The sequence below is a fragment of the Gluconacetobacter dulcium genome (assembly GCF_014174165.1).
In the GTDB taxonomy this organism is placed as follows: Bacteria; Pseudomonadota; Alphaproteobacteria; order Acetobacterales; family Acetobacteraceae; genus Gluconacetobacter; species Gluconacetobacter dulcium.
Window position 1 is genome coordinate 252,811 of the sequence record NZ_JABEQN010000002.1, and the last position, 21,600, is coordinate 274,410.

Consider the following 21,600-nt stretch of genomic DNA (forward strand, 5'->3'; position numbering starts at 1 on the left):
GCGAAGGAGGAACGCCGATGGCCATGACGGCTCAGGAGATTGAAACCTATATCCGCACGGCCCTGCCCGATGCTTCGATCAGTATCGAAGACCTGGCAGGGGACGGCGATCATTATGCTTGCACCGTCGTCAGCGAGTCCTTCCGAGGGCTGTCGCGCGTGCGCCAGCATCAGATCGTCTATGCGGCGCTTCAGGGCCATATGGGCGGCAAACTGCACGCCCTGGCCCTGCAAACCACCGCGCCGGACTGAACAGAACAAGCGCCCCCATTGCGCGGTCGCCCCCGGCCGCCTACTGCACAGGACTGAAGAATATGGCTGAAACCATCGCGCAGCGCATCCAGAACGATATCGATACCAACCCGGTCATGCTGTACATGAAAGGGACCGCCCTGTTCCCGCAATGCGGCTTCTCGGCCCGCGTGGTGCAGATCCTGAACCACACCGGGGTTCCGTTCCAGACCGCCAATGTGCTGGAAGACGCGGAACTGCGCCAGGGAATCAAGGATTTCACGAACTGGCCGACGGTGCCGCAGCTTTATGTGAAGGGCGAATTCGTCGGTGGCTGCGATATCGTGACCGAAATGTTCCAGACCGGCGAACTGGAAAAGCTGTTCGAGGAAAAAGGGATCGTGTCGGCCTCGGCCTGATCCTTTCGCCCGTCGCGATCTGAAGAACGGGCCGGTCGGCGTGACCGGCCCGTTTTTTATAGTGGAACCACGCCGTTTCTCTTGTCGCCCACCCCGCCTTTCGTTTAGCTTTTCCCCATCGGGTTGGTGTGAGGTGATGGATGTTCCAGGCTCTATTCAGGAAAACCGCGTTCGGCGCATTCGGAGCCGGAATGTTCCTGCTTGTTGCCCCCCCGCATGCCGCACAGGCCCATGTGGTGACGAATGATGAAGCCGGGCGGCTGACTCTGGACGCCCTGACCGCGATCCCCGCGCCGGTGCGGCACGTCGCCTATCGCCATGACGCGCGCATTGTGCATGTGGCCTCGGTCAGCGACCGCCATTCGGCTCATGCAACCGTCCGCTCGCGCGGTCTGGTTCATAATGTTGTCTATCATCCCCATGCCGCGGCCTCTGCCCGGCGTCCGGTCCATAAAGGGCGTCAGCGCACCTGATCCGGGCTACGCCCACCCGTCGCGGATGGCCGGGGCGTCTATGCTTCCGGCCTGAACGCGTCGACGATGTGGTGTACGGTTCCGTCGGCGGTGACCAGCAGGACATCGAAACGCATCTGTCCGCACACCCAGTCGGGATGTGCGGCGCACAATGCCGTGGCCGCGTTGGCCAGTCGGCGCATCTGATGACGGGTCAGGCTTTCCGCCGCCTCGACGTAGGAGGGGCGGCATTTGACCTCGCAAAAGGCCAGCAGGTCGTCCTGACGGGCGACCAGGTCGATCTCTCCCCAGCGCGTGCGGGCCCGATGGCCCAGGATCGTCCACCCGCCCTGACGCAGCCAGGCCGTGGCCGCCTGTTCGGCTTGCAGGCCGCGTACATGCGACGCCGCGCCGCGGACCTGCCTTCGGGCACGCAGGCCGGCCGAGAGTTGATCCTTGCCCCGTTCCGGCTGCACCATCAATCGTCCTGACCCTCTCTCCGCGTCGGCTTGAACTGTGCCCCGCAGCGCCCGATTCGACAACGCCGCCGCCCATCATCATGGATCGAGCTGACGCATGCTGATCGTGTACTGGCAAACCGTTCTTCTGCTGGTGTTTCTGTCCCGGATCGCGGTTGCGATGCTGGTGACGGTGCATGTGCTGCTGAACAAGAAGGATGTCGGCGCCGCGATCGGCTGGATCGGCATTACCATCCTGATGCCGTTCACCGGCGGCACATTGTACGCGATGTTCGGCATCAATCGCGTCCATCGTCGGGCGCGCAAGCTGATCGGGCGGGCCTCCTGGCACAGCCGCACGCTCTCCTCCCGCTGGAAGCGCGCAGAAGAGGGCGGCTTCGCCCCGCTGGCGCATATGGTGGGCAAGCTGACCGGGCGGCCGCTGATGGGCGGCAACCATGTCGAGATGCTGCATAACGGGGACGAGGTCTATCCGCAGATGCTGGCGGCGATCGAAGGGGCCACCAGCAGCGTGCTGCTCTGTTCCTACATCTTTCGCGGCGATGCGGCGGGTGCGCGGTTCCTGGCCGCGCTGATCGGCGCCCATCGGCGTGGCGTCGCCGTGCGGGTGCTGGTGGACGGGATCGGCAGCGGCTATTTCCGCTGCCCCGTCGCGGCGGCGCTGCGCCGGGAGGGGGTGCCGGTGGCGCGCTTCATGCATTCGATGCTGCCCTGGCGCATGCCCTTCATCAACATGCGCAACCATAAGAAGATTTTAGTGGTGGATGGGCATCTGGGCTTCATGGGCGGGCTGAACATCGGGGTAGAGAACCTGATGGCGACTCATCCCCGCCACCCGGTGGCGGATACGCATTTCCGGCTGGAAGGCCCGGTCGTCCATCAACTGACCGAAGCCTTCGCGCGGGACTGGTCCTTTGCCTGGGGCGAAGACCTGCCACCATCGCTCTTTCCCGAAGTGACGTGGAAGGGCGATACGCTGGCGCGGATCGTGACGGCGGGGCCGGATTCCGACATGGAGAAGATCGAATACACGATGCTCCAGGCCATCACGCTGGCCCGGCAGTCGGTGCGGTTGATGACGCCCTATTTCCTGCCCAGCGAACGGTTTCTCAGCGAACTGGCGCTGGCGGCCCTGCGCGGGATCGAGGTCGATATCGTGGTGCCGCGACACAGCAATCACACGCTGATCGACTGGGCGCGCGCGGCCAATCTGCCGCGCTTTCTCGATTCGGGCTGTCGCGTCTGGCAGGCCCGGCCGCCCTTCAACCATTCCAAGCTGATGGTGGTGGACCGGCACTGGACCTGCGTGGGCAGTTCCAACCTTGACGTGCGCAGCCTGCGCCTGAATTTCGAAATCAATCTGGAAGCCTATGACGACGCCCTGGCGGCGCGGATCGACGATTTCATCGTCGCGCACCGTCATGATCGCCTGACCCATTACGATCTGGACCGCCGGACGCTGCCGATCCGCCTGCGCGATGCGGCGGCCCGGCTATTGCTGCCCTATCTGTGAGCCGAGCGTTCCAGCCGCACCGCGATGGGCCGGTGGTCTGAGGCATAATGGTTCAGCACCCGCGCCTGGGTGCAGATCAGGCCGCGCACCAGGCAGCGGTCGATCCGGATCGGCACCATGTCGACCATCCTGTGGGTGGGCGCGCGGGGGCCGACATCGCGGAAGCTCGGCATCAGGGTCGGGCCGACCAGGTTGAAATCTCCCAGCACGGCGGCGTGTGACGGCAGGATCTGGACCAGGCGGCGCAACTGGCGGCGGTTCATGATCTGACCGTGCGACAGATGGACGTTGGCCACCGAGAACCCGAAGGACGCGCATTCGATCACCTGCGCGACCCGGCGCACCAGCGGGCCGGAGGGCAGGGTGCAGGCCAGCGGCGGGCGCCGGAACGGGCCGGGGCTCCAGCATGCGACGCCGTGAACGCGGCCGGGCAGGGGCGCGCGGGCGTAATGTCCGCCGATCAGGTGGGGCAGGGCATCGAAATCCTCGGTCGCTTCCTGCATCAGCAGCAGGTCCGGCCGTTCCTCCTCGATCAGGTGAATGACATCACGCGGGGTGGCGCCGACACGGCGCAGCAGGTTCCAACTGACGATCTTGCGTTCCGACCCGATGACCGGCGCCGGCATATGGGCCGGGCGCGGACTTTGCCCCGGACGCGGGGGCAGCAGCGGAGAGGGGTGCGTAATGCTCATGGTTCGATGAAGGTCTCCTCTATCCGGGCGGCTTCTCTCGGCCGACCCGGTACGTTGGCAGCGAATTCGGCCGTCAGCGTGTAGCCGACGCCCAGTAGTACCGGCCCCAGGAAGATCCCCAGCGCGCCAAAGGTCCAGACTCCGCCCAGCACGCCCAGGACCGTCAGCAGGTAGGGCAGTTGCGCGCCGCGCGAGATGAACATCGGCCGGATGATATGATCCGCCCCGGAAATGATGATGGTGCCGAACGCCACGAGGCAGATCCCGCGCCAGAGATGATGCGTCAGCATCAGGACCAGCGCCCCCGGAATCCAGATCAGCGGCGCGCCGACCGGCAGGACCGCGACGCCGGCGGTGATCATGCCGAACAGGACCGGTTGCGGCAGGCCGGTCATGGCGAAGCCAAGGCCCGTCAGCACGCCCTGGATGATGGCGGTGCCCAGGATACCATAGACCGTCCCACGAATGGTCCGGCCGATGATGCCGATGATGCGGTCGGCATAGCCACCGGCGATGCGCCGGATGACGGCGGTGAATGTCGCCCCCAGCGCGTCGCCGCCCAGCCAGAAGAAGAAGGCGATGAACAGCGCCATGCCCAGATGGACCAGGCCGCTGGCCACCAGCATCAGGCCGCTGAGCATGGACTGCGCGATGTTGCCGGCATAAGGCAGCAGCATATGTTCGGCATGACCCAGATCGGTCGCCCACTGGCTCCATTTGTTTGTCAGGTCGGGGCCGATCAGGGGAATGCGCGACAGCCACGCAGGCGGGGGCAGGTGGACGGAAGTCAGCCCGGCGGTCAGGCGCGCGAACGTGCCGGGAAGGTCCGCGATGCTGGAACTGACCACGATCACCAGCGGCACGGCGACGATCAGCGTGGTCAGCGCCGTCATGATGACGGCGCCGACCGCCGGCCCGGTGCTGCGGCGGACGCGCACGTAGATCGGCCATGTCGCGAAGGTCAGGATCGCCGCCCACAGCAGCGCCGACATGAAGGGATAGAGGATGGCGCCGCACCCGAAGGCTACCCCGCCCAGCAACAACCCCATCATGATGCGCTCGGTCATTCATTCCCGCCATGGTTCGCGACGCCGGAGCGCATTCGGCCCCGTTCGATGATGTGGCACCGCACCGGGATGGTAAAGGGCATGCGCCGCATAGCGGGCCGCCGAGACAGCGACGGTTGATCGGGACCGAGCCGCTCAGCTAAGGACGATCCGTGCTGCGGCTGCCCTGTCGCTCCGTCTGGGCTCCGGACAGCATGGAACCGTGATGGGGCCCTTATCGATGCATGCGTCCATTCATCCCCTGATCTCGCCCGCGCGGCTGCGGGATATCCTCTCCGCGCCGGACCTCGTCCTGCTCGATGCCACGATGCCGCTGCCGGGCGAGACGTTCGACCCGGAACAGCGTTTCGTCGAAGCCCGCCTGCCGGGCGCCCGCCGCTTCGATATCGAGCAGTTTTCCGACCCTGAGTCCCCCCTGCCGCACATGATCCCGACCCAGGCGCGCTTTGCGACGCTGGCGGGGGCGCTGGGCGTGTCGGACGCCGCCCATGTGGTCTTCTACGATCAGGGCAACGCGGCATCGGCGGCGCGGGGGTGGTGGCTGGCCCGCCTGTTCGGGCTGGAGCGCGTGCAGGTGCTGGATGGCGGCCTGCCGGCCTGGCAACGTGCCGGTGGCCCGGTGGATGCAGGCGCGCCACAGGCAGTGCAAGCTGCCGCCTTTCGCCCGACGCCACGTTTCAGGCTGGTCGCGGGGTTGGGTGACATGCGCGACCATGTGCGGCATAGAGACCGGCTGATCCTCGATGCCCGCGCCCACGGGCGCTTCACGGGCGAAGTGGCGGAGCCCCGGCCTGGGGTCGTGTCGGGCCATATGCCGGGCGCGCGCAACCTGCCGTTCGGCACGCTCCTGGACGATCATCGCGCCTTCCTGCCGCCCGAAGCCCTGCGGGCACGTTTTGCCGAAGCCGGTGTGACCGAGGACCGGCGGGTCATCACCAGTTGCGGTTCCGGCGTCTCGGCGGCGGTGCTGTCGCTGGGGCTCGCGATCTGCGGTCGTACGGGCGATGCGCTCTATGACGGCTCATGGGCCGAATGGGGTTCGACACCAGGCGCACCGGTGGAAACCGGGCCGGGACGGAGTGCCGTTTCGTGACCGACCGCGGCGCCCTGCATCAGGCCGTGTCGCGCGGGTGGCGCGAGATGGGCACATTGCTGGTTCATCTGGCCCGCGACCTGCCGCCCGATGCCCGCGGCACCCTGGTCAACCAGCCGCCCACCCGCGGCTCGACGGTGCTGTTCCCGACCGTGGCGGACATGAACCGCAACGGCACCCGGCGCTATGATCACGAGCTGATCTATGGCGCCATGGGGACGCCGATCCAGCATGAACTCGAAGCCGCGATCGCGGCGATCGAGGGCGCGCGCCATACCCAGATCGTATCGTCCGGTCTCGCCGCGTGCACCACGCCGCTGCTGGCGTTCCTGGGCAGGAATGGTCATTGCCTGATTCCGGACTCGGTTTATGGCCCCACGAGGCGTTTCGCCAATACGGTGCTGCGGCGCTTCGGGGTGGAAACCACCTATTATCCGCCCCTGACCGATGCCGAGGGGCTGCGGGCGATGATGCGGCCCAATACCCAGGTCGTGGTCGCCGAGAGTCCGGGCAGCCATACGTTCGAGGTTCAGGATATCCGCATGATCGCCGATGTCGCGCATGAGCATGGCGCGCGGCTGATGCTGGACAATACCTGGGGTGTCGGGATCTTCCGCCCGTTCGATCATGGGGTCGATATCGCGGTGCAGGCGCTGACCAAATATCCGGCCGGCCATTCGGACAGCATCATCGGCGCGGTTTCGGTGGCGGACGAGCAGGACTGGCATGTGCTGCGCGACACCTGCATCCAGCTTGGGCAGGTGGCTGGCCCCGACGATTGCTGGCTGACCCTGCGCGGCCTGCGCACCATGGGCGCCCGGCTGGAGCGCCAGTCGCGCAGCGCCATCGACGTGGCGCTGTGGCTGGCCGACCGGCCGGAAGTCGCGCGCGTGCTGCATCCCGCGCTGCCGTCCTGCCCTGGGCACGAGATCTGGCGGCGCGATTTCAGCGGCGCTTCGGCCCTGTTCGGCGTGGTGTGCCGGCCGGATTACAGCCAGGAAGCGATGGTCGCCATGATCGACTCCCTGACCCTGTTCGGAATCGGGGCCTCGTGGGGCGGCTATGAAAGCCTGGTCCTGCCCACGACCGGCGGCGTGGTGCGTACCTGCACGCCGGATGCGCCGGATTGCGGCCCGGCGTTCCGCCTGCATATCGGGTTGGAAAACCCCGAAGACCTGATCGCCGACCTGTCGGCGGGTCTGGACGTGTTGACGGGCGCGACCACGTACGGCGACTGACCGGGCCGCACCCCGTTTCCGTCCCGCCATTGCGGTGATACGCAAGGGAGACGGCCGGGCGCTCCGGCCCGACAGGCAACAGATGCGCCATCGCCGCCACGCGCGACGGTCGCCGATCGGGAACGTGACATGGTGGATGGCGATTTTATCGCGCGGCGGATTCTTCTGACCAACGATGACGGCATCGACGCGCCGGGACTGGCCACGCTGGTCGAGATCGCCGCGACCCTGGCCCCCGAAATCTGGGTCGTGGCGCCCGAACGGGACCAGAGCGGCACTTCGCACGCGCTCAGCCTGCATGACCCGCTGCGGGTCAGCCAGCGGGGCGAGCGGCGTTATGGCGTCACGGGCACGCCGGGCGACTGCGTGGTGATGGGCGTGAGGCATCTGATGGCCGAGCAGCCGCCGGACCTGATCCTGTCCGGCGTGAATCGCGGCGCCAACCTGGGGATGGAAACAGTGTTTTCGGGCACGGTGGGCGCCGCGATGACCGGGTTGCTGCTGGGCATTCCCTCGATCGCGTTGAGCCAGTTGTTTACCCGCGACCAGCCGGTGCGGTGGGCGACGGCGCGAGCCGTGGCGCCTTCCGTCATTCGCGAGATGGTACGGCTCGACTGGGCGCGCGATGCCTGCCTGAACATCAACTTCCCGGATCGTTCGCCCGAACAGGTGGATGGGTTGGTGCTGACCAGCCAGGGGGCGGGCCTGCTCGGCGGCGCCTCGATCACGGCGCGCACCGATCCGCGTAACGGTGCCTATCACTGGCTGAGCCTGACCCGGTCTTCCACCACCGATGACGAAGGAACCGAGACCGCAGCCGTTCTGTCCGGGAAGGTGTCGGTCACGCCGCTGCGTTATGAACGCACCGATCGGGGCGTGTTGGAACGGATGCGTGCGGCACGGATGTGATTTTGAATAAATATGCAATAGTTATTGTTTAAAAACATTATATTATAATCGCTTTCTTACCTTTTGAAGTAACAAACTCAGCCGGCTTGTCCGGCTTTTTTTGTGTCCAAATTTCGTGATCGCCGCAGAAAACTATTGCAAGGAACCGGTTAGTGATGGCTACCTTGCATAGACAGGTTCCGTGCGGTGCGGAGCCCATTCAAGGATCGAGGCGTCGTGGACAGCAATCTCGTCCAGTTCAAGAAGGGGGTGTTGGAACTCTGTGTTCTCGCACTTCTCGCGCGGTCGGACTCATACGGCTACGACATCGCCAGCCGTCTGTCCGCCGCCATCGATATGGGTGAGGGAACGATCTACCCCCTGATGCGCCGGATGCAGAAGGACGGGCTGGTTTCCACTTACCTGGTCGAATCCTCATCCGGCCCCCCGCGAAAATATTATCGCCTGACCGAAGGCGGCCGAAAAAACCTCAATGCCCAGAAAGCGGCCTGGACCGACTTTACGCGCGCCGTCGCCGCTATTCTGGAACTGGATCTGGAGAAGACATCATGAATGAGCGGGATTCGTTTCTCCGGAGGCTGAGGAGCGGCCTGTGGGGGCTGCCGCGATCGGCCATCGACGACATCATTGCCGATTACGAAGGGCATTTCGACGCCGGGCGCGCGGCCGGTCGCAGCGATGCCGATGTCGCGGCCTCGCTAGGCGACCCCGCACGTCTGGCGCGGGAACTCCGCGCCGAAGCCGGCCTGCGCCGGTGGGAGGACGAGCGTAGCCTGACTGCGGCACTGGGCGTGATCGTGGGGATTATCGGGTTGGCGGCGCTGGACCTGTTCGTCGTGCTGCCGGTGCTGGTCAGCGTGGTGAGCACGCTGTTCGCCTTCCTGCTGCTCGGGCTCGTCACCGCGCTGGGCGGGGGGCTGATGCTGCCGTTTGCCTTCATCACCAATCTGCCCGGCTTCGCCGGCGACCGGTTGCAGGCCGGGCTGCTGAGCCTGGGCGTCATGAGCGGCGGCGCCGCGCTGACGGCGCTCTGCATTCTGTTCACCATCGGATTGGTCAACCTGCTGGTCCGCTACGGGCGGGCCCATTACCGGCTGATCGCAAGGGGCAGCAATGCGCCGCTGCGCGACTGACAGAACATGTCCAACGGCGCCGATGGGCGCGAGGAGAGAGCCATGATTCGTGGACTTATACTGGTGGCGGTCGGCGGCGCGTTTCTGTCGATGACCTGCTTCGCCGTGGCGGCCGTGCGCGGCCCCATATTCTGGAACGTTTCGGGTTGGGACCTGCTGGATGACGATGACGGCGGCGCGTCGTCGGCGCCGACGGTCTCGCACAAGCTGGACTGGAAGGGCGGCGAGGCGCTGACGTTCGAACTTCCGGCCAGCATCGTCTATACGCAGGGACCGACGGCCGGCATTACAGTGACCGGGGCCAGTGCGATCGTGGACCGGGTGAAGCTGGATGGCGATGTGCTCTCCCTCGACCATGCCGGGCACCATCGCTGGCACAACCATCATCTCCGGATCGTGGTCACCGCCCCGGCCCTGAAGACGATAACCCTGCGCTCCGCCGGCGTGCTGACGCTGAACGACGTGGCGGTGGATCACCTGTCCCTGACGGTCGAGGGGGCGGGCAGCCTGACGGGGCACGGCAAGGCGGACACGGTGGTGCTGAGGGTCGAGGGGGCGGCGCAGGCCAATCTGTCGGACATGGTCGTGCGGGACGCGGATGTCACGATCTCGGGTGCCGGGCATGTCAGCATCGGGCCTAGCGGGCATGCTTCCGTCCGCCTCAGTGGCGTTGGCGCGGTGAACCTGACCCGCAAGCCGGCGTCCCTGACCAAGGAGGTCAGCGGAATCGGCTCCATCACGGTCGATGACGGCAACCATGACGATCACGACAAAGACGACGACGATGACGCGCCGAAGGTGCAGGAAGGCGCGGGAGACGTTCAGCTCTGAAAAGGCGGGGGATGACAGGGGAGAAGGGTGATTGTCCTTCTCCCCAACGTACCGAGCGCGTCAGAAGCCGAGCACGGCATCTCCGCCGAACGTGAAACGGCCGGCATTCCGCAGGTCGTTGAACGGGGTTGTATTGCTGAGCGAGCGATCGAAACGGATCTCCGGCCGAATTTCGAACAGGCTGACACCATGGCCGAGCAACGGATGCCAGGTCAGGCCCAGCGTCAGCGCGCCGTAAGTCGTCGGCGGGGCGGATTGCGTATCGGCGGGCCGGCCGAGCGTCGCGCGCATATAGGCGTTGTTGTCCAGGAAACTGGTCACGATCAGCCCTGTATTGTCGCGATAGATCTCGCCCCGATAATTGAATGTCAGCGACGGGGTGAGCGTATAACTCAGGAAGCTGACGAAACTGTAGGTATCGGCCCGGATGCCCTCATCATGCATCGCGTTGAATTCGCCGGTTACCGACAGGCGGTTATTGATTTTATAGGTGATGTCGAGGTCGTTCCAGAACCGCTGCGCGCTGTTGGCCCGGTTTCCCAACGCACGCACGGCGTTTTCCGGCCCTACGCGGCCCAGATAGGTGAAGGACAGGCGTCCGTCCGCGAAACCGTTGCCCGAAAGCCCGAAATACCCTGCGGCGGCATCGTTGTCGTCGCCGCGTCCGAACGAGACCTGGTTGCCGGTATCGACCCCGAACAGCACGTCGAACCGCTCGGTGGCATGCCATTGGAACATCGCGCCGACATGCTCGAACGGCGTTGAATACTGGGTGGTGTAGGCCAGCGTGTAGAAGGGGCGGGTCGCCGGGTCCAGCGTTTCTATCCCCATCGGCGAGGGCAGGATGCCGGCCTGCATGTCCAGTCCATGGCGCGTCAGCCAGGGCAGGTGAACGTCGAGATGGGCTTCGGCGGGGATGAACTGGTAGCGCCCGCTCATCATGCGGTCCGTGATGCCGGCGATCTCGTAATAGCGGGCGTCGGCGCCGTACAGGGCCTTGATATTGAATCCGATTTGATAAGTGGAGGCGCTATGGTCCACCGCCCGCGCCACTGTCAGGGTGACCTGGTCGAGTTGCGCCTGATTGGCATGGTCGCCGATGAATGCGCCGAAATTATTGCCGTTTGCCGGCCGGGCGGGGTTGGCGTTGACACCGCCCTCGATCTGGCCATGTAGCGTGACATCATGCCACCAGTCGTGGACCGTGTCGGCGCGGGCACCGGCCACGCCGCCGGCGAAGACGGCGCCCGAGAGAGCCAGTACCAGCCGCAGTGGCCCCCCTGACTGGCGGAAGATGCTCTGCATGGCCCTCGTCATGATCCCGTTCTCCGATGCGCAGGCATATACACCCGCCGGATATGGCATGTGGCCCGGCGGGGCATCCTGTTCGTTTCGGAATAAAAATATACTCTTTTAACAACAGGATAGCGTTCTGTTCCAGGCTGTAGCCTGCCCGGCCCGCAGCGGACAACCCGCGCGACGCGCGCGCCTGGGCCGTGCCGACGGAATATTCGGCTCAGGCCGCGTTGGTACCGGCCGGAACCGGGCGATACAGGCGCCCGACCAGGCGTTCCATCGTCAGCCCTTGCACGAGAATGGTAAACACCACGACACCGTAACAGACAGGAAGCAGCGTGTCGCGCAACGGACCGGACGGCAGCCCGAGTGCCAGCGAGACCGAAATTCCGCCCCGCAGGCCACCCCACGTCAGAACGGCGAGGGCCCGCCAGCGATCGCGGTTGCGCGGATAGACCGGCAACGTCGCGCACAGCACGCTCAGTCCGCGCGCCGCGATCGACAGCGGTATGATGGCCAGGGTCGCGAGCAACGCCGAAAGGCGCGGCGTGATCTCCAGGATCTCGAAACCGATCAGCAGAAAGAGCATGGCGTTCAGCACTTCGTCGACCATCGACCAGAATGCCAGGAGTTCGGCGCGCGCATGGTCCTGTATCGCGGCATGGCCATGGCGTGTGCCCAGACTCATGCCGGCCACGACCACGGAGATCGGTCCGGACATGTGAAGGGCGTTGGCCAGCGCGAACGTGCCGGAGGCCAGGGCGAGCGTGGCCAGCAGGGCGATATGCGCGTCATCCACCCCCCGGACGAGACGCAGCGCGACCCAGCCCGTCAGTGCGCCCAGCAGACCGCCGCCAATGGCCTGAAGCAGGAAATCGGTCGCGATATCGGCCGTGGAGACCGACGCGACCTCGCCGGTGGCCAGCCCGATCGTGACACCGAAAATCACGACCCCGACGCCGTCGTTGAACAGGCTTTCTCCCGCGAAAATGGCCTGCAACGGGGCCGGCAGTCCCAGCCGCCGCAGCATACCGACCACCGATACCGGGTCGGTCGGCGCCAGGATCGCCCCCAGCACCACGCACCACACGAACGGCACCGGTGCCCCGACCAGCGGAAAGACGCACCATGCGGACACGGCCAGCAATCCGACCGCGAATATCGTGCCCAGCACCGCCAGCGCGGTGACGGAGATGACGCGCGAGAGCATGTGGTGCAGATCGACCTGCATCGCACCCGCGAACAGCAGCAGCGACAGCGCGCCGTCCAGCAGGGTCCGGGGCAGGTCGATCGCCCCCAGCAGCGAACGGGGGACCAGATACAGGTCGAGGGACGGAAACAGCGGGTCCAGCGCCATGATCGCCAACGATACGGCCAGCGAGATCGCCAGCACCCCGATCGTCATCGGCAGGCGCAGCGTCCGGTGGTTGACAATGCCGAACAGGGTGGACAGCGTCGTGAGGATGGCGAAAAGACCGAGGGCATTCATGATTTATGCCTTCAGGGCGAGCGTGCCTCTGTCAAGGCACCTGAAGTCCCGTTCAGGGGAACGGCGCTTCGGCTGACCCGTTAGGACGGGAAGGCCCCTGGGGCGTCCGCCTTATGAACCGATCCGCGCAAGGAATTTCTGAATGAGCAAGGTTGCTGTTCCCGAGCTGACATTGAACGACGGCAGCGCCATTCCCGCCATCGGCTTCGGGACCTACAAGCTGAATGGTTCGTCCGGCGTCGAGGGAATGGTCTCCGCCATTCGCAATGGCTATCGCCTGCTGGATTCCGCTTTCGATTACGAAAACGAAGGAGCGCTCGGCACCGCGATCCGCAAGGCCGGCGTGCCGCGCGACGACCTGACCGTGGCCTCCAAACTGCCGGGCCGGCACCACCATTTCGACGAGGCCATCGCCACGGTCGAGGAATCGCTTTATCGCGCGCAGCTCGATTACTACGATCTCTATCTGATCCACTGGCCGAACCCCAGCAAGAACCTCTACGCCGAAGCCTGGAGTGCGCTGGTCGAGGCCCGCAGGCGCGGGCTGGTGCGTGCGATCGGCGTCTGCAATTTCCTACCGGAGCACCTCAAGCGGATTATCGCGGATAGCGGCGTGACCCCGGTCGTCAACCAGATCGAACTGCACCCCTATTTTCCGCAGCATGAACAACTGGCCTTCGACCGGTCGCTCGGCATCGTGACCGAGGCCTGGAGCCCGCTCGGCCGCGCCAATCACCTGATGAAGGACCCGGTTATCGAGAAGATCGCCAAGCGGGTAGAGCGGACGACGGCCCAGGTGATCCTGCGCTGGCATGTGCAGCTTGGCAGCGTCTCGTTGCCCAAGGCCGCCAGTTCCGCGCGGCAGGTCGAGAATCTCTCGGTGTTCGATTTCGAACTGAGCGCCGACGACATGGCGGAAATCGCGACGCTTGCGCGGCCCGATGGCCGGACCTTCGATCAGGACCCGGCGCGTTACGAGGAATTCTGACTGTTCCAGACAGCCCAGACGGGGCTACCGTCAGAATACGGCACGATCAGGGAGACCATTGGCCCGATCGCGTTGCGAACGGTGGAAGACTGGATCGTCGCGCACACTATAGTGCCGGCTACAGCGTCGGCAGGCGCAAGGCCCTCTGCGCCCATGCGAGCGCGGTGACGAGTTGGCGCTGCTGCACCTGCCGCACCCGTGGTGCGTGCGGAATGACGGGCAGGCCCGCGCGCGCCGCGAAGTAGCCCGAAACCCATGCCGCGATCTCCGGCGCATCAGGCAATAGCGCCTCGGGAACGGGTCCGCCTTCGCTGGCAAGGCTCGGCAGCCAGAAACCCAGGTCGAGGCGCGGGTTGGACAGGCAGGCTTCCGACCAGTCGATCAGCTTCGCTCCTGCCTCCAGGAAGGCCAGATTGTCGCTACGAATGTCATAATGACAGCTCGCGGAACCCGACGTTGCGCAGCAGGCTTCCGCTGCCAGCAATTCAGGCAACGCGCGGCGGAGCCAGGCGTGCGAGGCAATGCCCAGTCCCAGGAAAGGCTGTGGATCGCGCTGAACGAGCGTCCATCCGCTCTCCATGTCGCCATGGATGTCGCGATAGGGGCGCAGCGCCGCCTGCGAGGCGTGCAGACGCTCGACGAGACACAGGGTGCTTTCGATCGTCCTCGCATGCCATGGCGGCGCGATAAAGCAGCCGGACAGATCTTCCGTCACCAATATCGGATGCGTTTCGTCATCTTGAAAACCGATGAGAGCAGGACGGAACGACACGTCTACCATCTGGTAGGCCGCGGCTTCCCTGCGGAGCGCGGACGATGTCTCGCTATTGGTCGCGATCTTTACGAACGCGCTCTTGCCCGCAGCAGCCTCGACCCGGTATCGCGCGGCGGGCGTATAGCCGCCGACGACACGCGCAAAAGCGTTCGGAGTCCAGTTCAGGATCAATGCGATACGTTCGGCGATTTGCGGGTCCATGAATCGTCACACCAATGCGCAGGCGCATCAGAAACGATGGCCTTATTTGCCTGCAATATGCGCCCCCGCACCCAGCGCGTCGATTCCGGTCCGGACGGTGCGGAATAACGCGGCCGCTGCCGGATCGCCATCGGATGCCGGAGCATCGAAATACAGAAAATAACCGAGGGACTCCTGCGGGGTGACTTTGCAAATAGTTTCTGAGGCAACCGGGGGGCGGTGGCGACGTCATGTTTCTGTCAGATGCCCCATTTGCGGGTCTGCTTGGGGGCAAGAATTATGAGCGATGTGTATGATTACGATCTGATCGTCATCGGCTCCGGCCCTTCGGGACGGCGGGCGGCCGTACAGGCGTCGAAATTCGGCCGATCGGTGCTGGTGATCGAACGACAGGCCCAGGTTGGCGGCGTGTCGGTTCATACCGGGACCATTCCTTCCAAGACATTGCGCGAGACGATCCTGAACCTGACCGGCTGGCGGGAACGCGAATTCTACGGCGTCAATTACCGCGTGAAGCAATGTATCGAGGCGCAGGATTTGAGCATGCGCCTGAGCAAGACCATTCAGGGCGAGGTGGAGGTGCTGGAGCATCAGTTTGCTCGCAACGACATCGCCGTGACCAAGGGGGAAGCGCGTTTTCTCGATCGCCATACGCTGGCGATCGCGGAAGGTGAGGGGGTCGAGCAACGGGTGCGCGGGCGCGCCATCGTCATTGCCGTGGGCTCCATACCGCACCGGCCGGCTTATGTGCCCTTCGACGATGCCCGGATCATCGACAGCGATGGCATGACGCGCCTGACCTGCCTGCCACGTTCGCTGACCGTAATCGGCGGGGGTGTGATCGGCATCGAATACGCAACGATTTTCAGCGCGCTGGGCGTGCGGGTGACGATCATCGATCAGCGCGAACATGTGCTGGAATTCATCGACCATGAAACGGTGGAAGAATTCGTGCATCAACTGCGTGATCGCGGCGTCAATTTCCGTCTGGGCAGCACGGTGGAATCGATTGTGGTCGAGGCGGACCAGCCTGTCGCCATTCTGGAGGGTGGCCGGCGCGTGCGCGCGGATCTGCTGCTTTATACGGGAGGCCGGCAGGGCGCGACGGAGGCGCTGGATCTGGAGGCCGCCGGACTGAAAGCGGATTCGCGCGGGCGGTTGACGGTGGATCCGATCACGTTCCAGACCGAAATTCCGAATATCTACGCCGCTGGCGACGTGATCGGCTTTCCCGCGCTGGCGTCTACCTCCATGGAACAGGGCCGTATCGCGGCCTGCCATGCCTGTGGCCAGCCCGTGCCCGCCGCGCCAAAATTCTTTCCCTATGGCATCTATGCAGTACCTGAAATCTCTACCGTCGGCCTGTCGGAAGAGGAGGTTCGGGCGCGGAAGATCCCTTACGAGACCGGGATCGCCCGTTTCCGCGAGACCTCGCGCGGCGTGATCATGGGCAAGACGGAGGGGTTCCTGAAGCTCGTCGTCGGGCTGGAGGGGCATCGCCTTCTGGGCGTGCATATTGTGGGGGAAGGGGCGACCGAGCTGATCCATATCGGTCAGGCGGTCCTGAATTTCGATGGCAGCGTCGAATATTTCATCGAAGCGACCTTTAACTATCCGACCTTTGCCGAGGCATACAAGATTGCGGCGTTGGATGTATGGAACCGGATTACGCCGCGTGATGCCGTGGAAGGCATCTTGCCGGCGATCTCTCCACCGGAATCGGCGCCACGACGCGCGACGCGTCGACCAGGCAGTGAAAGTCCTGAAAAAACGCCCTGACAATGGGGCGAACGTGGTTGGCTTGATGGACACGCGCAGACGTGCCGTAACGGGTTCTCGACAGCGACCCGGCCTGCGTGGGAGGAGCATTCCATCCAGGCCTCGCCGACAGCCGAATGTTGTATAATATATATTATGCCAACTCATATGTGCGCCACGATGGAGGCTGCCATGGGGTTCCGTGGGCGGCTTTCTGGGTTACAACATGATGATACAGGATTTTCCGGCGATCGGGGCTGCATGACCAATTCTTCCGTACTGGGGTTCGCCCTGTCGGGTATCGACGCCATTCCCGTACGGGTCGAGGTGCAGCTTGCGTCTGGCCTGCCATCGTTCCTGATCGTCGGTCTGGCCGACAAGGCCGTGGCCGAAGCGCGCGAACGTGTGCGCGCGGCACTGGCGGCCATGGGTCTGGCGCTGCCGGCCAAGCGCATCGTGGTCAATCTGGCGCCCGCCAACATCGTCAAGGAAGGATCGCATTTCGACCTGCCGATCGCGCTGGCCCTTCTGACGGCAATGGCTGTCGTCCCGCCCGAGGAAAGCGGACGCTATGGCGCGATCGGCGAATTGTCGCTGGATGGACGGATCAATCCGGTGCCCGGCGTGCTCCCCGCCGCCCTGAGCGCGATCGACCAGTCGCGCGGCCTGATCTGCGGCGCGCAGCAAGGCCCCGAAGCGCGCTGGGCTGGCGACGATCTGGATATCGTCGCGGCGGATTGCCTGCTGACACTGGTCAATCATCTGACCGGCGAACAGGTTCTGCCATCGGTCGAACTGCCGGCTCGCCTGCCGTTCGACCTTGCAGGCGGGCCGGATCTGGCGGATGTGCGCGGCATGGAAACGGCGCGCCGGGCGCTGGAAATCGCGGCGGCCGGCGCGCACTCCCTGTTGATGACCGGCCCACCCGGTGCCGGCAAATCCATGCTGGCGGCACGTCTGCCTTCCTTGCTGCCCGACCTCACCAGTGCCGAGATCCTGGAGATCAGCCGGATTCACAGCATCTCCGGCCAGTTGCCCATGGGGTTGCCCATCTTTCGGCCCCCCTTTCGCGATCCGCATCACTCGACCAGCCAGGTTGCCCTTGTGGGTGGCGGCAGTCGGATACGGCCCGGCGAAGTCAGTCTGGCGCATCGAGGCGTGCTGTTTCTTGACGAACTGCCGGAATTTTCGCGCCCGGCGCTGGAGGCGCTGCGCCAGCCGATCGAGACCGGCACCATTACGGTGGCGCGGGCGTCGGGGCATGTCACCTACCCTGCCCGCTTTCAATTGGTCGCGGCCATGAATCCGTGCCGTTGCGGCTATCTGGGAGATGCGACGCAGGAGTGCCGCAAGGCGCCGCGTTGTGGCGAGGATTATACGTCCCGCATCTCTGGCCCGATGCTGGACCGGATAGATATGAGCGTGCATGTCGAACCGGTCTCGCCCGCCGAGCTGGCTGGTCTGCCCAACGGTGAAAGCAGCGCCGTGGTGGCGCGTCGCGTCGCCGCCGCGCGCGCGATCCAGGCCGCGCGCCAGGACGGACTGACCAATGCCGAGGCCTCGCCCGACCTGTTCCCCGTCAATGCCCTCGCCCGCGATTATGCCGTGCGGGCGGCTGACCGGCTGCGCCTGTCGGCGCGTGGATTTACAAGATTGCTGCGCGTCGCCCGCACGATCGCCGATCTGGCTGGAGAGACGGAAACGGGCCAGCCCCATGTCGCCGAAGCCCTGACCTACAGGCTGCGTCGACCCGACCGGCGTTCTTGATTGGCATTACGTCTTGATGCAAAAATACTTATATAGGTGAATTATTTACTATAATAATACAACGAATTACAAATATTAATTGGCATAATATATATTAAACAACTTTTATATTTTATTATTACTTTATTTATTACTTCGTGCCTTCCGGCGACGATCAGCCCTATGAAAGCGTCCGGCGTCCGCGCGGCGCGGGATCGTGAGACGTGACCGGGCAATGGTCACAGGGGCGTGAGCGATCGGATGCGTTGATCCGTGTCAACGATGATCGGCTGCTTGTGACATATTATGTCACAACAACGGCTGATCAGGAGGCAATTCCGATGACCGATCTTCCCTGGCTCACTTCAAAGCCCGAAGCACCGGAACCCATTCGTGGCGATCGCGGCGCCAGCATTCTCGGCCCGCGCAATCTTCCTCGCGAACGCGAAGTGTCCGATCTGCTTGCGTCGCCGGATACCGATGCCGGAACCATTCCCAACCTGAAATTTTCCTACGCCGACGCGCGCAATCGCCTTGGCTCGGGTGGTTGGGCGCGCGAAATCACCATTCGCGAACTCCCTGCCGCCACCACGCTTGCCGGCGTCAACATGCGCCTCAAGCCCGGCGGATACCGTGAACTGCATTATCACAAGGAAGCCGAGTGGGGCTTCATGATCGCAGGCAAGGCCCGCGTCACCGCCATCGACACCGAGGGGCGCCCCTTCGTGGATGATGTCGAGGCCGGTGACATCTGGAACTTCCCGGCCGGCATTCCCCATTCCATCCAGGGGCGCGGCGAGGAAGGGTGCGAATTCCTGCTGGTCTTCGATGATGCGAATTTCTCGGAAAACGAGACGTTCCTTGTCAGCGACTGGTTCGCCCACACGCCGCGACACATCCTCGCGAAGAATTTCGGCGTCCCGGAATCCGCGTTCGCCCATCTGCCCACCGAGGTCGAAAAGACGCGCTGGATCTTCAACGGCACCGAACCCACGGTCGCGAAGCAGGACGCGATCAAGTGCCCTCAGGGGCCGTCGCCAATCCAGTACACCCATCGCTTCCTGAAGCAGAAGCCCGCCCAGGCCGCCGGCGGGACCGTGCGGGTCGTGGATTCACGCAATTTTCCGGCGGCATCCACCATCGCTGCCGCGATCAACGTCGTGGAACCGGGGCGGCTGCGTGAACTCCATTGGCACCCCAACAACGACGAATGGCAGTATTTCGTCCGTGGCCGCGCCCGCATGACCGTTTTCGCATCCGGCGGCAAGGCGCGGACCTTCGATTACTGCGCCGGCGATGTGGGATACGTGCCGCTGGGCATGGGTCATTATCTGGAAAATATCGGCGACGAGCCGATGGTGTTCCTGGAAGCTTTCAGGAGCGACCGGTTCGCCGATTTCTCGGCCAACCAATGGCTCGGCCTGTCACCGCGCCAGATGGTGAAGGAGCACCTCAACCTCGATGAGGACACCCTGTCGAAACTGCGCCAGGACAAGCCCCTGATCGTCTGATGCTCCCCACGACGCGCTCGGCGCTGCGGGTGACGGCGTTGGGCCTCGTCGCCGGATATGTGGACGCCGTGGGGTATGTGGAACTCCACGGCATCTTCAGCGCCGCCATGACGGGCAACTCGACCAATTTCGGCATTTCGCTTGCCGAACAGAACTGGCCGAAGGTGGCTGCCATCGGCACCGTCCTCGGCCTGTTTTTCTGCGGAGCCCTCGCCGCCAGCCTGCTGCGCCGCTGCCTGCGCGCCTATCGTCACGAATGGCTCTGGATCGCAGCCCTTCTGGTCCTGGCCCAATGCCTGCACTGGTCGCATGCCGCCGCCATGGGGGCGCGAACGGAAACCCTGCTGCTGACCGTCGCGATGGCCATGCAGGGCGAGGTGCTCTCCCGCTTCTCCAGCGTTTCCGTGCAGACGATCGTCGTCACGAACAACATCGTCAAATTCGCGGATAACATCGTGGGCTTTCTCTGGAACGCACAGCGCGGCAAGCCTGCCTTCTCCCTGGCCGCCGCCCTGCCCGGCCTCGGCTGGGCAGGCTGCGTCGCCGGAGCGTTTCTCTCCGTCCTCATGCGTCAGGCGACATCCGGCTACTTCCTGTTGCCGGTCCCGCTCCTGATCGGCCTCTGCTTTCTCTGCCCTGACGACCTGCAACAGGATTGAACGCAGGGTCGTTGCCATGAGCTGACGACGGCAACAGTCATTCCCCGGCGAGAGACGAATGTGGGAAGTGTCTTTCAACGAAATGGTCCTCGGGTCAGCCACTTTCTTGATAAATCATGACAGATCATGATAGCTTTGGAGCCGATACCTAAGGATGAAGCGTCATGGCGACTCACGAACGCGAAAAATTCGCGACGCAAGTCAACTCGGATATTTTGAAGACCGTGCGCGAGATCGCCAAAAACGAAGGGCGGCAACTTCAAACGCTGATTGACGAGGCACTCGCCGATCTGATCGAGAAGCGGAAGCAAAATCGACCGCGCGTGCATGTCATGGCGGCCTACCAAGCCAGCCACGAAACATTCGCCCCGCTCTATCGGAAACTGGCGGAGTGACCGATTACCTGACGGTCATCGAAGTTCTGGCCATTCATGACGATCAGATCCATCGCTATGGCGGCGCAGCGGGCGTCCGCGATCCCGGGTTGCTGGAAGCCGCGCTATTTCGTCCTCAGACCGGCTATTATGCTGATCTCATTGAGGAAGCCGCGGCACTCTGGGAAAGCCTGTCGCAAAACCACCCGTTCATTGACGGCAACAAGCGCACGTCTTTCGCCGTGACTTATACGTTCCTCGCCATCAACGGCGTCCGGCTCACGGCCGGTGCCAGGGAGACGGAAGATTTCGTGCTCGGCCACTATGCGGACGGAGCATTTGATTTCGAGCACCTGCGACGCTGGCTTCGAGACAATGTTACTACAGGCGGGTCACCGGAAGAATAGAAGGTAAGGGACCGGGGAGACGCCGCCACCAATAGACTGCCCAGCGCCGGAAGAGACGATATGCTTCCTGTGCCCACCCCATCCGATCCCTGATGCGGCCGGGACGGAGCGTGTAATACAGCCTCGTACTGCAAATGGGTCGCGAACCCGCTTTCTGCCTGTCGAGCCGTGCTCAAGAACAGAAAATCAAGGTGTTGTATGCAATTGGCTGGGGGACCTGGATTCGAACCAGGGCTGACCGGGTCAGAGCCGGTAGTTCTACCGCTAAACTATCCCCCAACCGGGCGACCGGGCTTAGTGCCGTGCGGTGAGGGGCTGATAGCATCGGCCACGGAGCGTG

At 64.1% G+C, this 21,600-nt stretch carries 23 protein-coding genes and 1 tRNA gene; 17 read left to right on the forward strand and 7 right to left on the reverse strand.

What is annotated here, in order from left to right:
* Window positions 1–17: 17 nt before the first annotated feature.
* The 3 genes from HLH25_RS02830 (at window position 18) to HLH25_RS02840 (ending at window position 1,122) form a co-directional block, all read left to right on the forward strand.
* Window positions 18–251 carry a BolA family protein gene (locus HLH25_RS02830; protein WP_114728372.1) on the forward strand — a complete coding sequence of 78 codons (234 nt, stop codon included), beginning with the start codon at window positions 18–20 and terminating at the stop codon, window positions 249–251.
* Between the two features lie 62 nt (window positions 252–313).
* Window positions 314–649, forward strand: coding sequence for a Grx4 family monothiol glutaredoxin (grxD, locus tag HLH25_RS02835; RefSeq protein ID WP_182972617.1), 336 nt, complete (start codon window positions 314–316; stop codon window positions 647–649).
* A 191-nt stretch (window positions 650–840) separates the two neighbouring features.
* Entirely contained in the window at window positions 841–1,122 is a 282-nt protein-coding gene (locus HLH25_RS02840; RefSeq protein WP_182972618.1) for a hypothetical protein, read from the forward strand.
* Between the two features lie 38 nt (window positions 1,123–1,160).
* Here the strand turns inward: HLH25_RS02840 and HLH25_RS02845 are convergent, their stop codons facing one another.
* On the reverse strand, window positions 1,161–1,580 hold the full coding sequence (locus HLH25_RS02845; RefSeq protein ID WP_182972619.1) for a YraN family protein: 420 nt from the start codon (window positions 1,578–1,580) through the stop codon (window positions 1,161–1,163).
* A gap of 97 nt (window positions 1,581–1,677) precedes the next feature.
* On the opposite strand from HLH25_RS02845, the gene cls reads away from it, so the two are divergent.
* Window positions 1,678–3,093, forward strand: a complete 1,416-nt coding sequence (cls, locus tag HLH25_RS02850) for a cardiolipin synthase (RefSeq protein ID WP_182972620.1) — start codon at window positions 1,678–1,680, stop codon at window positions 3,091–3,093.
* Here cls and HLH25_RS02855 read toward each other — a convergent pair.
* Together HLH25_RS02855 and HLH25_RS02860 are read right to left on the reverse strand one after the other, a co-directional pair.
* A complete protein-coding gene (locus HLH25_RS02855; RefSeq protein WP_246401097.1) occupies window positions 3,084–3,719 on the reverse strand; it encodes an endonuclease/exonuclease/phosphatase family protein in 636 nt (211 codons plus the stop codon). The two genes, cls and HLH25_RS02855, sit on opposite strands and share 10 nt — an antisense overlap.
* A 62-nt stretch (window positions 3,720–3,781) precedes the next feature.
* Window positions 3,782–4,852: an AI-2E family transporter gene (locus HLH25_RS02860; protein ID WP_182972622.1), complete on the reverse strand. Its 1,071-nt coding sequence runs from the start codon at window positions 4,850–4,852 to the stop codon at window positions 3,782–3,784.
* Between the two features lie 205 nt (window positions 4,853–5,057).
* On the opposite strand from HLH25_RS02860, the gene HLH25_RS02865 reads away from it, so the two are divergent.
* The 6 genes from HLH25_RS02865 (at window position 5,058) to HLH25_RS02890 (ending at window position 10,056) form a co-directional block, all read left to right on the forward strand.
* On the forward strand, window positions 5,058–5,945 hold the full coding sequence (locus HLH25_RS02865; RefSeq protein WP_246401101.1) for a sulfurtransferase: 888 nt from the start codon (window positions 5,058–5,060) through the stop codon (window positions 5,943–5,945).
* A 47-nt stretch (window positions 5,946–5,992) separates the two neighbouring features.
* On the forward strand, window positions 5,993–7,183 hold the full coding sequence (gene metC / locus HLH25_RS02870; protein WP_246401103.1) for a cystathionine beta-lyase: 1,191 nt from the start codon (window positions 5,993–5,995) through the stop codon (window positions 7,181–7,183).
* Window positions 7,184–7,312: 129 nt separating this feature from the next.
* Entirely contained in the window at window positions 7,313–8,092 is a 780-nt protein-coding gene (surE, locus tag HLH25_RS02875) for a 5'/3'-nucleotidase SurE (RefSeq protein ID WP_182972624.1), read from the forward strand.
* A 216-nt stretch (window positions 8,093–8,308) separates the two neighbouring features.
* On the forward strand, window positions 8,309–8,644 hold the full coding sequence (locus tag HLH25_RS02880) for a PadR family transcriptional regulator (protein ID WP_114728394.1): 336 nt from the start codon (window positions 8,309–8,311) through the stop codon (window positions 8,642–8,644).
* On the forward strand, window positions 8,641–9,225 hold the full coding sequence (locus tag HLH25_RS02885) for a DUF1700 domain-containing protein (protein WP_182972625.1): 585 nt from the start codon (window positions 8,641–8,643) through the stop codon (window positions 9,223–9,225). The genes HLH25_RS02880 and HLH25_RS02885 overlap by 4 nt, the downstream gene beginning before the upstream one ends.
* Window positions 9,226–9,267: 42 nt before the next feature.
* Window positions 9,268–10,056: a GIN domain-containing protein gene (locus HLH25_RS02890; protein WP_182972626.1), complete on the forward strand. Its 789-nt coding sequence runs from the start codon at window positions 9,268–9,270 to the stop codon at window positions 10,054–10,056.
* Between the two features lie 60 nt (window positions 10,057–10,116).
* Here HLH25_RS02890 and HLH25_RS02895 read toward each other — a convergent pair whose 3' ends face one another.
* Window positions 10,117–11,373 (reverse strand): outer membrane beta-barrel protein, encoded by a 1,257-nt coding sequence (locus tag HLH25_RS02895; RefSeq protein ID WP_182972627.1) that lies wholly within the window; start codon window positions 11,371–11,373, stop codon window positions 10,117–10,119.
* A gap of 199 nt (window positions 11,374–11,572) precedes the next feature.
* Window positions 11,573–12,841, reverse strand: coding sequence for a cation:proton antiporter (locus HLH25_RS02900; RefSeq protein WP_182972628.1), 1,269 nt, complete (start codon window positions 12,839–12,841; stop codon window positions 11,573–11,575).
* A gap of 142 nt (window positions 12,842–12,983) precedes the next feature.
* Here HLH25_RS02900 and HLH25_RS02905 point away from each other — a divergent pair, with 142 nt between their 5' ends.
* Window positions 12,984–13,829, forward strand: a complete 846-nt coding sequence (locus HLH25_RS02905; RefSeq protein WP_182972629.1) for an aldo/keto reductase — start codon at window positions 12,984–12,986, stop codon at window positions 13,827–13,829.
* Between the two features lie 118 nt (window positions 13,830–13,947).
* Here the strand turns inward: HLH25_RS02905 and HLH25_RS02910 are convergent, their stop codons facing one another.
* Entirely contained in the window at window positions 13,948–14,805 is an 858-nt protein-coding gene (locus tag HLH25_RS02910; protein ID WP_182972630.1) for a phosphotransferase, read from the reverse strand.
* Window positions 14,806–15,084: 279 nt separating this feature from the next.
* Here HLH25_RS02910 and sthA point away from each other — a divergent pair, with 279 nt between their 5' ends.
* From sthA to HLH25_RS02940, 6 genes are all read left to right on the forward strand, one after another.
* On the forward strand, window positions 15,085–16,584 hold the full coding sequence (gene sthA / locus HLH25_RS02915; protein WP_182972631.1) for a Si-specific NAD(P)(+) transhydrogenase: 1,500 nt from the start codon (window positions 15,085–15,087) through the stop codon (window positions 16,582–16,584).
* Between the two features lie 240 nt (window positions 16,585–16,824).
* The gene (locus HLH25_RS02920) at window positions 16,825–18,330 is read left to right on the forward strand and encodes a YifB family Mg chelatase-like AAA ATPase (protein ID WP_182972632.1); all 1,506 of its coding nucleotides are present in this window, start codon (window positions 16,825–16,827) and stop codon (window positions 18,328–18,330) included.
* A 320-nt stretch (window positions 18,331–18,650) separates the two neighbouring features.
* Window positions 18,651–19,820 carry an oxalate decarboxylase family bicupin gene (locus HLH25_RS02925; RefSeq protein WP_182972633.1) on the forward strand — a complete coding sequence of 390 codons (1,170 nt, stop codon included), beginning with the start codon at window positions 18,651–18,653 and terminating at the stop codon, window positions 19,818–19,820.
* On the forward strand, window positions 19,820–20,479 hold the full coding sequence (locus tag HLH25_RS02930) for a YoaK family protein (RefSeq protein ID WP_182972634.1): 660 nt from the start codon (window positions 19,820–19,822) through the stop codon (window positions 20,477–20,479). The genes HLH25_RS02925 and HLH25_RS02930 overlap by 1 nt, the downstream gene beginning before the upstream one ends.
* A 164-nt stretch (window positions 20,480–20,643) precedes the next feature.
* On the forward strand, window positions 20,644–20,874 hold the full coding sequence (locus tag HLH25_RS02935) for a hypothetical protein (RefSeq protein ID WP_182972635.1): 231 nt from the start codon (window positions 20,644–20,646) through the stop codon (window positions 20,872–20,874).
* Window positions 20,871–21,260 (forward strand): type II toxin-antitoxin system death-on-curing family toxin, encoded by a 390-nt coding sequence (locus HLH25_RS02940; protein WP_182972636.1) that lies wholly within the window; start codon window positions 20,871–20,873, stop codon window positions 21,258–21,260. Before HLH25_RS02935 ends, HLH25_RS02940 begins: the two co-directional genes overlap by 4 nt.
* Window positions 21,261–21,465: 205 nt before the next feature.
* Here HLH25_RS02940 and HLH25_RS02945 read toward each other — a convergent pair.
* Window positions 21,466–21,539, reverse strand: a tRNA-Gln gene (locus tag HLH25_RS02945).
* Between the last annotated feature and the right edge of the window lie 61 nt (window positions 21,540–21,600).